Raw genomic sequence first — 12663 nt, forward strand, 5'->3', positions numbered from 1 at the left:
ACAAATCATAGTGAGTCGTTTCCCCTTTAGGGGCGAGGGTTGTGGTGGGCGCCCTTATGGGCGCCAGTATAAATGCTGCCTTGCGGCTCTTGATTGTCCCACCGCTCAGCGGGGGGAAGGTGGTGCCGTAAGGCACCAAAGGGGGAAAAGCCACCGGAGGTGGCTGATCATCGTAATGCTTATTTTGCCATATGATACCGAAAGTAAATCCCGTAACGCTGACTTTATAAGCATTGCCCGCAGGGCAATCCACAACCCTCGGCCCGAAGGGCCGTCAAACTTAAGAACCCTCCGGCCAAGGGCCGGTTCATCTTAAGAACCTTTTTCCACAACCCTTCTACACAACCCGCGGCGTCAGCCGCCACCACAACCCTCGGGGCCAAAGGCCCCGTCAAACTTAAGAACCCTTGGGCCGAAGGCCCATCCATCTTAAGAACCTTTCCCTCTAAACCTGGGACTGCGTCAGCAGTCCTCTATAAAACATTCTTTCATCACCTTTACGGCCCGGTCCAGTTCTTCTCTGGTATGGGCTGCGGTGACGGTGAGGCGGATGCGGCTGGTGCCGGCAGGCACGGAAGGCGGGCGGATGGCGGAGAGGAGGATACCCCTTTCCCGGCAGCGGGCGGCGTATTCCATGGCCGCTTCTTCCCGCCCCATGACGATGGGGATGATGGAGGTATCACCGGGAAGGAAGGGGATGTTTGCTTCTGTGAGCTTTTCTTTTATATACCCGGTGTTCCTGCGGAGGGCGCCCATGTATGTTTCCGGATTTCTTTCCAGCAGGCGCAGGGCTGCCAGGGCGGCGGCGCCGGTGGCAGCGGAAATGGAGGTGGAGAAGATGAAGGGGCGGGAGCGGTTGCGGAGGTAGTCGGTAATCTGACGGCTGGCAGCGGCAAATCCCCCTTCGGAGCCCAGGGATTTGGACAGGGTGCCCACCTGGATGTCGATGCCCTCCATGTGGTAGTATTCCGCCGTGCCCCTTCCGGTTTCACCGATGACCCCTGTGGCGTGGGCGTCATCTACGATAAGGCAGGCTTTGTATTTATCCTTCAGCCTGACAAGGGACGGCAGGTCTGCCACGTCGCCGTCCATGCTGAATACGCCGTCGGTGACGATGAAGCGCTGGCCCTCTGTCTCCGTTTCATGCAGGAGTTTTTCAAGGGTTTTCATATCAGAGTGGGGGTAGACTTTTACGGCGGCTTTGGAAATACGGCAGCCGTCCACAATGCTGGCGTGGTTCAGGGCGTCGGAGAAAATCACGTCCCCCGGGCCGGCCAGGGCATAGAGGACGCCCAGGTTGGTCATGTAGCCTGTATTGAAAATGACAGCATCTTCTTTATGCTTGAAAGCAGCGATTTCTTTTTCCAGATCTGACAGTTCAAACACTGCGCCGCTGGTGAGCCGGGCACCACCGGAGCCGGTGCCGTAGGCTATGGCATTTTTAGCCGCTTCTTCCACTTCTTTTTCGTGGGTCATGCCCAGGTAGTCGTTGGAATTGAAGACAATGTATTCTTTTCCCTCCCGGTCCACGCCCCGGGAGGCGGTGATCATGCGGAGGTCACGGACCTTCCGGAAACGGTCGGCTTTCCGGATTTCCTCCAGCTCCTTTGGAATGTCACTGATCTTCATGGGGCAGCCTCACAAGAACGGTCTGGTTCTGCATGTAATCATCATAGGCGGCTATATCGGTGCCCGGCTGTACGAAGAATACCCGGCCTCCCACGGGGTCCCCCATGTCCTTCATCACCGTAATGCGGCCGTAACCGAATTTCCGGGAGCCCACGTAGCCGGTGACATAATCCGGGTCATCGGACCAGCAGAGCTCTGCCACCGTACCGGGAGCATAGGCTACCTTGGACGCCAGCACCAGCGCTTCCCGGGGATGGTCTCCGCCAAGGCCCTTCCTGCCCATGATTGCATCGTAAAGGGCAGTGTCTTCACAGTCCATATTGCTGCACCGTACGCCCCGTTCATGACGGTCGTCCAGCCGTTTCCCCGTGACTGCGTCCATGACGATGGCGCCCCGCATGCTGTCGGTGAGGGACTCCAGCTCATGAAAGGCGCTCTCAATGGCAGCCTGGCTTACGCCGATGCGGGCAAGCTCCTTCCTGGCTGCCTGCCGGCCCTCTTCTTTGGTGGACGTATTGATTTGGTAAATGGGAATCATGGGACAGTAGGTAATGGTCTGGGGCTTCACCTCTTCCACCTTCACCTGAATGAAATCGGCGGCGCCCCGTTCATGGGTCCGGGCCCGGCGAAGCATGGCAATCACATCAGCCTCGACCTGATCCTCCGGCACGATTCTCTCGGCCCCGGAAATATGACGGCCCCCTTCTCCATGATAACCGCCAAGACTGGAACGCATTTTTACACTATACAGCAACGAAACCACTCCTTTTGTCAACTTATTATAGCCTTATTGTCAACTACAAGGGTATAAAATAATCCGAAGTTATCGCGCTTCGGCTGTTATTTTTTAGTGTAAAACTGTTAACTCTTATTTGTCAAGTAAGAAGTATTATTTAGTTTACAATATAAGAAAATGGCAGAGTATGGACAAGCGCCTGTGGCGCGGTCGGGATCGGGGCCGGGACCGGGACCTGGGCGGTGCTTTCCAGTATTCCCGAAGGTTGACACGCCCTTACGGGCGTGAGGGTTGAGCCAGCCGCCGGGCCTTTCGGCCCTGGGCTGCCAGGGTTCTGCCTGTGATCGGCTTCGCCTTACAGGCGGGTTGAGGGCTCTCGCCCTCGGGAGTTATATAGTATCGCTGCGCTGGCGAGGTACGGCGCCAAAGGCGCTATTTTTATACCGCCTTTGGCGGCTAAAACCATACAACCGCCCTGCGGGCGAGGAAATGCAATCCCCCTTTGGTGGCTGGCGCCACCACCTTGCCCGGTGGGAAGCGTGTCACTGGATTCGCGGGTCGCAGAGCTCCCCTATGAATCCAGTTCCTTTGCCATCCCCACTTCGCGGGGGCACTATAAAGCTCCGTTATGCTGTGAGCTGCTTATGAAAGGACTGCTTTTCAGAGCTTTATTCTGCCCCCGCTTGCGGGGGAAGTCCGGCGAAGCCGGAAAGGGGGAGGCGAGCGCAGCGAGCCAATCCGCAGAATGCTTATCATGCCATATGACACAGAAAAGTAAATCCCGTAACGCTGACTTTATAAGCATTGCCCGAAGGGCAATCCACAACCCTCGGGGCCGAAGGCCCCGTCAAACCTAAGAACCCTCCGGCCCATAGGGCCGGTCCATCTTAAGAACCCTCCCTCATAACGCTGATTTTATAAGCATTGCCCGAGAGGGCAATCCACAACCCTCGGCCTGAAAGGCCGTCAAACTTAAGAACCCTCCGGCCGCAGGCCGGTCAATCCTAAGAACCTTTCTCCCTGCCCCCTGATCGATAGCGACGCAACCCTTCTACACAACCCGCGGCGTCAGCCGCGCCCCTTTTTTTAAAATCTGTGGCGAAGCCGCCACCACAACCTTCGGCCCGAAGGGCCGTCAAACTTAAGAACCTTAAGAACCCTCGGGGCGCAGCCCCGTCAACCCTCACGCCGCAGGCGTGTCCTCCTCCCTCTTTATTATTTGAAAGAATTCTATTTTTTTGCTAGAATGGTACTGTTATCAGTTAGAGAGGTGCGAAATGTTTTTACATGAAATTATAAAAGGGGCAGATCCTGCCCATGCGGTGTTTGAAGGAGAATCCAGGGTAACCTACGGAGAACTGGAACAGGACCTTCGCCAGTACCGGAACTGTCTGTACCATATGGGCGTAGGCAGGGGAGACCGGGTGGCCCTTTATTCTTCAAACCGGCCGGAATTTGTGTATGTGTATCTGGCTGTGGTGAGTCTGGGAGCCATTATTATTCCGGTGAATAATTCCCTGGTGGACCGGGAAGTGGACTACATTATCAGAGATGCGGGCGCCAAACTTCTGGTCACCGATACGGCTCTGGAAGTATCCTGTCCGTCTATTGATATCCATGACCTGGATTTCCAGGCTTCCAGGGATACCTGCCCCGAAGCACCTCAGTTTCCGAAAGATATCACCGAGGATGACGTATGTGCCCTGGTGTACACTTCCGGTACCACCGGCAGCCCGAAGGGGGCTATGCTCACCCATCGAAACCTGGTGGGCAATGTGGAGCAGTTTATTTCCCGCATCGTCTTCAAGCCGGAAGACAAGGTGCTCTGCGTACTGCCCATGTTTCACTGCTACGGTCTGACCACTGTGGTGAATGCCGGCCTCTATGCCCATTCCACCATCGTCATTCTCCGGTCCAAGAGTCCGACGGAAATCATCAATACCATTGTGGAACATTCCGTTACTATCGCCATTATGGTGCCGCCCATGTACAACCTGCTGGCAAGGCGGGGCGATCCTTCAGTCATGAAAACGGTTCATACCTTCATTTCCGGCGGCGCCTCTATTCCCCAGCCTGTGGCCCAGGCCTTCTATTTCCGTTTCCGCCATCCCGTACAGGAAGGCTACGGCCTCACCGAAGCGTCACCAGTAGTATGCGTCCTGCCCAGCGCGAAACCGAAATACCTGACCAGCGGCCCTGTGCTTCCCGGCGTGGAAGCCTATATCCGCACCGAAAACGGCGGCCCCTACGTGGCTGGTACCGTGGGCGAACTCATGGTGCGGGGCTCCAATATTATGAAGGGATACTGGAACAAGCCGGAGGAAACAAAGAAAGTCCTCTCCGAAGACGGCTGGCTCCATACCGGCGACCTGGCCTACATGGATGCCGATAAATACATTTACATTGTGGACCGCATCAAGGACCTGATTATCGTAAACGGGGAAAATATCTATCCCGGCGAAGTGGAAGACTGCATTTACGAAGTGGAAGGCATAGCGGAATGCGCCGTCGTAGGCCATCCGGATCCCCTCCGCGGCCAGGCAGTGTGGGCCTATGTGGTCATGAAAGAGGGCTATGGTTTTGATGAAAATAAAATCAGAAAGCACATGTCCAAAAACATTGCCAGCTACAAGATTCCCCGCCGTTTCATCCCCATGGACGCTCTGCCGAAGAACGCCACAGGCAAGATTCTGAAACGGGCCCTCCGGGATAATTGAAATCAGCAGCATAGAAAAAAGAGCAGCTTCTTTGGCTGCTCTTTTTATGTTATTAATGGCGCTTTTACGGACAAGCCCCTATGGGGCTTGAGGGTTCAGGCGCCTGTGGCGCGGTCGGGATCGGGACCGGGACCTGGGTGGTGCTTTCCAGTATTCCCGAAGGTTGACACGCCCTTACGGGCGTGAGGGTTGAGCCAGCCGCCGGGCCTTTCGGCCCTGGGCTGTCAGGGTTCTGCCTGTGATCGGCTTCGCCTTACAGGCGGGTTGAGGGCTCTCGCCCTCGGGAGGTATGAAGTACCGTTCCACTGGGGAGGTACGGCGCCTTCGGCGCCATTATATATTAAAACCTTGACAACCGCCCTGGCGGGCGATGGAAAACAGGCCAACCTCGCTCCGCTCGAGTAATGGCTTCCCCCTTGCCCGCTTCGCGGGACTTCTCCACGGGAAAGCGTCTCACGAAATTTTCGGTTGCCTTGCGGCCCCCCTGCAAATTTCGTTCGCTTGCCACCCCGCAAGCGGTGGCAAGGGAACTTGATTCGCAGGGAGTCGTAGACGACTGAGAATCAAGTGACACGCTTCCCAGCGGGGCGGGAAGGTGGTGCCGTAAGGCACCAAAGGGGGGAAAGCCACCGGAGGTGGCTGATCATCGTAATGCTTATTTTGCCATATGATACCGAAAGTAAATCCCGTAACGCTGACTTAAATAATCTGCGGCGAAGCTGCCACCACAACCCTCAGCCCGTCAGGGCTGTTGCCCCCTGAGCGGAAGCGAACATAACCCTTCTACACAACCCGCGGCGCTAGCCGCGCCCCCTTTGTTAACTTGCGGCGAAGCCGCCACCCCCTCTGAACCCTCTGAACCCTCTGAACCTTTTGAACCCTTTGAACCCTCACACCGAAGGTGTGTCCAATGGCGCAGTCTTTACAGCTCCGGCAGTTCTCTCCCTTCCAGCGTTTTCTGTACCATGCGGATATGCTTATCCACGGTTTCCAGTTTCCAGCGGGTTTCCAGTTCTTCTTCTCCGTCCAGGCGGAGGACGCATTTCCCGCTGTCTCCGGTGTAGAAGCCGCGGATGGCGTCCAGGCGGACGTAGCCCAGGGTGGGCACTCTGTCGGTCATGCGGATCTGTACGAAGATGCTGCCGTCGTTTAAGAGGATGCCGGTGCCCCGCTTTCTGTCGAACAGTTTCCGGCAGGCCCGGTTGTCATTTCCCATGAAGGCGGCTAGGGTATTCATGTACCGCTCTACGCTGCAGAAACGGCGGCAGCGGCGGCCGTCTTCGTAAACCACCATGCAGCCTTTGGCAGGGCCGTTCATGATGGGAATCAGTGCTGTAATCTTTGATGGTTCCATATATCCCTCCTGCGTTTCCATACTGTTCCTGTTTGTATTGGGGAGAAGGCGGCTGGAGGCCTTCGGCATCGCTCCTCAATAAGAACGTTAGTTCTTTATAGATTATAATAGAACTGATGTTTGAAATCAAGGGAAGGAAATGGATTTCCTTCTTTGCAGGAGCATGGGAGAGCATGTATCTCTAAAAGGAATGAAAATCATGGAAATCGATGAAAAACAAATATATATTGACATATTGCAATTTCAAAATTCTAGTGTATAATTTGGATAAATCACTTTTCTGCGGGAATTCAGACAATGCAGGGGTGATGGAGAAATGTACGGGAAACCGTACCATACTGGTGGATGATGTACACTGAAAAATGAGAGCCAAAGGCTCTCTGCCGAAGGAGTAATACTATCAGGCGTTCAGAAGAACACGAAACTGTGTACGGACACATCTCTGGAGAGTCCCATTCAATTGGGAGCCGAAGGTGTAAAGGAATTTCACCCGTAGAAATTCCGAATCTCTCAGGCAAAAGGACAGGGCTGGCACATGGGTAACTCCCGTGTTTTCTGTTACGCCAGCATCAGTCTTTTCAGAAGCCTGAGTGCGGCGATTTTTTGTTTATCACAACAATTACGGGAAACAAGGGGGACATGATTATGGACATGGCACAGATTAATCAACTTGTAGGTACCATTGACGGGTTCGTATGGGGACCGGTCATGCTGATTCTGCTGGTAGGCACGGGCATTTATATGACCGTGAGCCTCCGTTTTCTGACTTGGCGGAACCTGCCTTATGCGCTGAAGAGCGTATTCGGCCATGATGCCCGCACCACCAGCCGCGGCAGCGGCGACGTATCGCCTTTTTCCGCCCTCATGACGGCTCTGGCTGCCACCATCGGCACCGGCAATATCGTCGGCGTGGCTACGGCCATGTTTGCCGGCGGCCCCGGCGCCCTGGTATGGATGTGGCTGTCTGCCTGCTTCGGACTGTCCACCAAGTTTTCCGAATGTATGCTGGGCTTCAAATACCGTGAAGTGAATGCCAAGGGTGAAATGAAGGGCGGCCCCATGTTCACCATGAAGAACGGTTTCAAGAACAGAAAAGCGGGCCTTGTCATGGGCACCCTCTTCGCTTTCTTTGCCGTCATTGCTTCTTTCGGCATCGGCAATATGACCCAGGCAAACTCCATCAGCACCGCTGTGCAGACTACCTTCGGCATTTCCACCACCATCGTGGGCGCCGTGCTGACCGTCCTTACCCTGGCAGTCATTGTAGGCGGCATTACTTCCATTTCCAAAGTTTCTTCCGTTGTCGTTCCCGGCATGGCTGCCTTCTATATCCTGGCCGGCCTGCTCTGCATTGCCATTAATTATGAAAATATTCCTCACGGCTTATATCTGATTCTCATGATGGCCTTTGACCCCTCTGCCGTAGAAGGCGGCGTGGTAGGCACCATCACCGTTTCCGTTATGAATGCGGTCCGCTTCGGCGTGGCCAGAGGCTGCTTCTCCAATGAAGCCGGCCTGGGCTCAGCTGCTATTTCCGCTGCTGCTTCCACCACCGACCGTCCTGCCAGACAGGGTTATATTTCCATGACCGGTACCTTCATCGATACCATCGTAGTATGCTCCATCACTGGCCTTACTATTGCCTCCTCCGGCGTCCTGGGCACCATGGGCGCTGACGGCAAGCCTTTAACCGGCGTAGGTCTCACCATGGCCGCTTTCTCCACCCACCTGGGAGTGGTAGGCAGCTACATCGTCTCCATCGGCATTATCCTCTTCGCCTTCTCCACCATTCTCGGCTGGGAATACAATGGCGAAAAAGCCTGGGAATACCTCTTCGGCACCCATAAATACAACATCATTTATCGCGTAGCCTTCTCCCTTGTGGTATTCGTAGGCGCCACCCAGACCCTGGATCTGGTATGGAACCTCTCCGATATCGCCAACGCCCTCATGGCTATCCCGAACCTCATTTCCATCCTGGTTCTCTCTCCGGTTATCAAGGAAGAAGTTTTCTCCTTCCAGGAAGTGATCCGTCAGGAAAAAGCAGCTAAAAAAGCACTGGCCCATGAAACAGCCAATGAATCTGTAAAAATCTGATACCCCCTGCGCTGCAGCCCCCGGCTTTGAAAAGCCGGGGGTTTTTGATTTCGCCGGGAGTGATATGCCGTCTTTGGCGTCAGGGAAACCATGGGTTTTTGTGAAGAATCGGCGGGAAGCTGTATTCCCGAAGGTTGACGCCCGCTTTCGCGGGCGAGGGTTGATGGCGCCGCCGGGCCTTTGGCCCTGGGCGCCAAGGGTTCTGCCTGTGATCGGCTGACGCCTTACAGGCGGGTTGAGGGCTCCGCCCTCGGGAGGTATGAAGTACCGTTCCACTGGGGAGGTACGGCGCCTTCGGCGCCATCATATATTAAAACCTTGACAACCGCCCTGGCGGGCGATGGAAAACAGGCCAACCTCGCTCCGCTCGAGTAATGGCTTCCCCCTTGCCCGCTTCGCGGGACTTCCCCCGCAAGCGGTGGCAGAATAACCCGTGCTTATGGTAGTGTGACTTATGAAAGGATTGCTTTGCGGATCTTTATTGTCCCACCGCTCAGCGGTGGCAAGGGAACACGATTCGTAAGGGAGCAAAGCGACCTGAGAATCGTGTGACACGCTTCCCAGCGGGGCGGGAAGGTGGTGCCGTAAGGCACCAAAGGGGGAAAAGCCACCGGAGGTGGCTGATCATCGTAATGCTTATTATGCCATATGACACAGAAAGTTGAATCCGTAACGCTGACTTCATGCTCATCGCCCGAGAGGGCGATACCACAACCCTCGGGGCCGAAGGCCCCGTCAAACTTAAGAACCTTAAGAACCCTCGGGGCGAAGCCCCGTCAACCCTCACGCCGCAGGCGTGTCCAAAGGCGCCAGCGGCGCCTTAATTGATAGGCAAAATGATGCAATTTCATGAATTATAATTCAAATGTTATTATTTCCATATTTTATTGACTATTCAATTTCAATATATATAGAAATGTATGAAAGATTTTACAAATATATTGGTTAAGTGATATATATTTGCTATAATAGGGTAAATATCAGGTACAAGTGTACGAGGGAGGACACGAAATGAACTTATCTGTACAAATTTTTATTTCCCTGGTTCTATCCGTGGTGGTAGGACTGGTGTTGGGGGACGGAGCGGCGGCTCCGGTGAAGACATGGATCGCGCCTATCGGCACCATGTTTATCAACCTCATCAAGATGATGATTGTTCCTGTGGTTTTCTGCTCCCTGGTGGTGGGCATGACTTCCATGGGGGATATGAAAAAGCTGGGCCGTATCGGCGTGAAGACCCTGTGCATCTACATGGTGACCACGGCCATTGCCATTGTTATCGGCTTTGCAGTGGCCGGTGTCATCGAGCCTGGTGTGGGCATGGCCCTGCCTACCGATGCAGCGGCACCGAAGGTGAAGGAAGCGCCTTCCATTATGCAGGTATTTGTCAATATGATTCCTGCCAACCCCATTGCGTCCATGGCTAAGGCCGATATCCTTCCGGTCATTATCTTCGCCCTCTTCGTAGGGGCCGGCATTGTTTCCGTCGGCGGAAAACGGGCGGAAACTTTGATTTCCTTCTTCGACGCATCGGCGGAAGTATGCTACAAGATTATCGGCATGATTATGAAAACCGCGCCGGTAGGCGTGTTCTGCCTTCTCCTTCCGGTGGTGGTACAGAATGGTCCCAAGGTGCTCCTGCCGCTTCTGTCTGTCATTATCTGCATGGCTGTAGGCAGCGTTATCCATGCGGTATGCGTGTATTCTTCCCTTACGGCTGTATCGGCTCACATGAGCCCTCTCACCTTCTTCCGGGGCATGTCGGAAGCCATGGCCATTGCCTTTACCACCTGTTCTTCCGCCGGCACCCTTCCGGTGAATATGCAGAATGTGCAGACGAAACTGGGAGTGAAGCGGGATATCGCATCTTTCGTCCTGCCTCTGGGCGCCACCATCAACATGGACGGCACGGCGCTGTACATGGGCATCTGCTCCCTTTTCATTGCTAACGTATTCGGCATTCCCCTGACCGTGGACCAGATGATGATGATCGTCCTCACCGGTACCCTGGCTTCCATCGGTACCGCCGGCGTTCCCGGCGCGGGACTCATTATGCTGGCCATGGTGCTCCAGTCCGTAGGCCTTCCCATGGAAGGGCTGGCTCTGGTGGCAGGCATTGACCGTGTACTGGATATGTTCCGTACCTGCCTGAACATTACCGGCGATGCCGCTGTGGCAGTGGCCGTGAATGCTACGGAAAAAGAATAAACTTTTTGAAATCCAAGTCATGGAATCATATTGTTTATTTCTTCATGATAATTTATAATAGTGACAACTTCACAAGTGGATGATGCATGTGGAAAAAGACCGTAAGGTCTGCCGAAGGAGTAACACTATCAGGCGTTCATGGAACACGAAACTGCATGCGGACAAAACTCTGGAGAGCCCCGGGCATTCCCGGGCGCCGAAGGTGCACAGGCCGGATTTCCGGCTGTAATCTCTCAGGCAAAAGGACAGAGCCGGGTGGTGATTCTGCATGATGACCGCCGGCTCTGTTTTGTTTTACGGAGCCGGCGGTTTTATTGTGGAGAGGTAGAATGGAAGGATCATCCATCGTTCATAGGGTAGTGAATCTGACAGATTCGGGGAGGTTGTTTTATGCTGGTAGATGTATTGAACCAAATCGACAGTATCGTATGGGGGCCCTGGCTCCTCATTCTTCTGGTAGGCACCGGTGTATTCCTGTCCTGCCGGCTGGGTTTCCTGCAGGTCATGAAACTGCCCCGGGCGCTGAAGCTCATTTTCTTCGCCCGGAACAAGGGAGACGGGGACATTGATTCCTTCAAAGCCCTCTGCACCGCCCTGGCAGCCACCGTAGGCACCGGCAACATCGTAGGCGTAGCCACCGCCATCAAACTGGGCGGTCCTGGCGCCCTCTTCTGGATGTGGCTGGCCGCCTTCTTCGGTATGGCCACCAAATTTTCCGAAGGCTGCCTGGCCGTGAAATTCCGGCAGGTGGATGATCAGGGAAATATCGCCGGCGGTCCTATGTACTACATCGAAATGGGCCTGGGAAAGAAATGGAAACCTCTGGCCATAGCATTTGCCCTCTTCGGCATTATGACCGCCATGCTGGGCAGCGGCACCACCACCCAGATGAACGCCATCGTTTCCTCAGTGAACGCAGGATTCGGCGTTTCCACCTACATTACCTGCGCCATCGTCACCATCCTGGTAGCCATCATCACCTTCGGCGGCCTCCAGTCCATTTCCAAGACCGCCTCCAAAATCGTACCGGCCATGGCTGTGATTTACTTCATTATCACCGTCATTTTCCTCATCATGAATGCCTCTGAAGTACCCCATGCAGTGAGCCAGGTCATCACCGGCGCCTTCAACGGCACCGCTGCCGCCGGCGGCTTCGCCGGAGCTGGCCTGATGCTTACCATCCGAAGCGGTATCGCCAGAGGCCTCTACTCCAACGAATCCGGCTTAGGCTCTGCCCCCATCGTGGCAGCAGCCGCCAAAACCAAGTGGCCTGCAGAACAGGGCCTCATTTCCATGACCGGTACCTTCATCGATACCATCATTATCTGCACCCTCACCGGCCTCACCATCATCGTATCCGGCGTATGGACCGGCACCACCAACGGCGCCGAAATGACCCAGTCCGCCTTCGCCACCACCTACGGGAGCCTGGCACCCTTCATCCTCACCATTTCCCTCACCCTCTTCGCCTTCACCACCATTATCGGCTGGAACTACTACGGCGAGCGGTGCTGGGAATACCTCTTCGGCACCAGGACCATCAAACTCTACCGCATCGGCTACATCGCCATCCTGGCCTCCGCCGTATTCCTCAAGCTCGAAGCCATCTGGTCCCTGGCTGATATCGTGAACGGCCTCATGGCCATTCCAAACCTCATCGCCCTCCTGGGCCTCTCCGGCGTCATTACGGCGGAAACCAAGAAATACTTCAACCACCTGGCCATCAGGGATGCGAAGCTGAAAGCCTACAAAGCAAGAAGGATAGGAAAGAAATAAGAAAAACCGGGCGCCAGCCCGGTTTTTTACGTAGAGGCACTGGCGATATGACAAGCCCCTATGGGGCTTGAGGGTTCTAAAGTTTGACGGGGCTATCGCCCCGAGGGTTCTAAAGTTGTGCGCCAGTTCGGCGTGTACAGTATAGT

The 12663-nt window shown here is 54.8% G+C and carries 7 protein-coding genes and 2 riboswitches; of the genes, 4 read left to right on the top strand and 3 right to left on the bottom strand.

Annotation, left to right across the window (positions count from 1 at the left end):
* Nucleotides 1-462 precede the first annotated feature (462 nt).
* Together NW747_RS03575 and NW747_RS03580 are read right to left on the bottom strand one after the other, a co-directional pair.
* Nucleotides 463-1629, bottom strand: a complete 1167-nt coding sequence (locus NW747_RS03575) for an aminotransferase class I/II-fold pyridoxal phosphate-dependent enzyme (RefSeq protein ID WP_273188038.1) — start codon at nucleotides 1627-1629, stop codon at nucleotides 463-465.
* A complete protein-coding gene (locus NW747_RS03580) occupies nucleotides 1616-2392 on the bottom strand; it encodes a 6-carboxyhexanoate--CoA ligase (protein ID WP_273188039.1) in 777 nt (258 codons plus the stop codon). Before NW747_RS03580 ends, NW747_RS03575 begins: the two co-directional genes overlap by 14 nt.
* Nucleotides 2393-3642: 1250 nt before the next feature.
* Here NW747_RS03580 and NW747_RS03585 point away from each other — a divergent pair.
* The gene (locus tag NW747_RS03585) at nucleotides 3643-5082 is read left to right on the top strand and encodes a class I adenylate-forming enzyme family protein (RefSeq protein ID WP_273188040.1); all 1440 of its coding nucleotides are present in this window, start codon (nucleotides 3643-3645) and stop codon (nucleotides 5080-5082) included.
* A gap of 922 nt (nucleotides 5083-6004) precedes the next feature.
* Here NW747_RS03585 and NW747_RS03590 read toward each other — a convergent pair.
* Entirely contained in the window at nucleotides 6005-6436 is a 432-nt protein-coding gene (locus NW747_RS03590) for a hypothetical protein (RefSeq protein ID WP_273188041.1), read from the bottom strand.
* Between the two features lie 432 nt (nucleotides 6437-6868).
* Nucleotides 6869-6972: riboswitch (glycine riboswitch) on the top strand.
* A 109-nt stretch (nucleotides 6973-7081) separates the two neighbouring features.
* Between NW747_RS03590 and NW747_RS03595 the strand changes: the two genes are divergently transcribed.
* The 3 genes from NW747_RS03595 to NW747_RS03605 all read left to right on the top strand — a co-directional run bounded on the left by NW747_RS03595 (nucleotide 7082) and on the right by NW747_RS03605 (nucleotide 12517).
* On the top strand, nucleotides 7082-8533 hold the full coding sequence (locus NW747_RS03595) for an alanine/glycine:cation symporter family protein (RefSeq protein WP_008859497.1): 1452 nt from the start codon (nucleotides 7082-7084) through the stop codon (nucleotides 8531-8533).
* A gap of 1011 nt (nucleotides 8534-9544) precedes the next feature.
* Nucleotides 9545-10741, top strand: coding sequence for a dicarboxylate/amino acid:cation symporter (locus NW747_RS03600; protein WP_008859495.1), 1197 nt, complete (start codon nucleotides 9545-9547; stop codon nucleotides 10739-10741).
* Between the two features lie 159 nt (nucleotides 10742-10900).
* Nucleotides 10901-11000: riboswitch (glycine riboswitch) on the top strand.
* A gap of 131 nt (nucleotides 11001-11131) precedes the next feature.
* Nucleotides 11132-12517, top strand: coding sequence for an alanine/glycine:cation symporter family protein (locus tag NW747_RS03605; RefSeq protein WP_273188042.1), 1386 nt, complete (start codon nucleotides 11132-11134; stop codon nucleotides 12515-12517).
* Nucleotides 12518-12663: the final 146 nt, after the last annotated feature.

This window comes from Dialister succinatiphilus, assembly GCF_928721695.1.
Lineage (GTDB): Bacteria > Bacillota > Negativicutes > Veillonellales > Dialisteraceae > Dialister > Dialister succinatiphilus.

What these genes read in the sequence shown, in the direction of transcription:
- NW747_RS03575 (WP_273188038.1), bottom strand. Translation starts at nt 1,629, where the DNA reads ATGAAGATCAGTGACATTCCAAAGGAGCTGGAGGAAATCCGGAAAGCC.
- NW747_RS03590 (WP_273188041.1), bottom strand. Translation starts at nt 6,436, where the DNA reads ATGGAACCATCAAAGATTACAGCACTGATTCCCATCATGAACGGCCCT.
- NW747_RS03605 (WP_273188042.1), top strand. Translation starts at nt 11,132, where the DNA reads ATGCTGGTAGATGTATTGAACCAAATCGACAGTATCGTATGGGGGCCC.
- NW747_RS03595 (WP_008859497.1), top strand. Translation starts at nt 7,082, where the DNA reads ATGGACATGGCACAGATTAATCAACTTGTAGGTACCATTGACGGGTTC.
- NW747_RS03585 (WP_273188040.1), top strand. Translation starts at nt 3,643, where the DNA reads ATGTTTTTACATGAAATTATAAAAGGGGCAGATCCTGCCCATGCGGTG.
- NW747_RS03600 (WP_008859495.1), top strand. Translation starts at nt 9,545, where the DNA reads ATGAACTTATCTGTACAAATTTTTATTTCCCTGGTTCTATCCGTGGTG.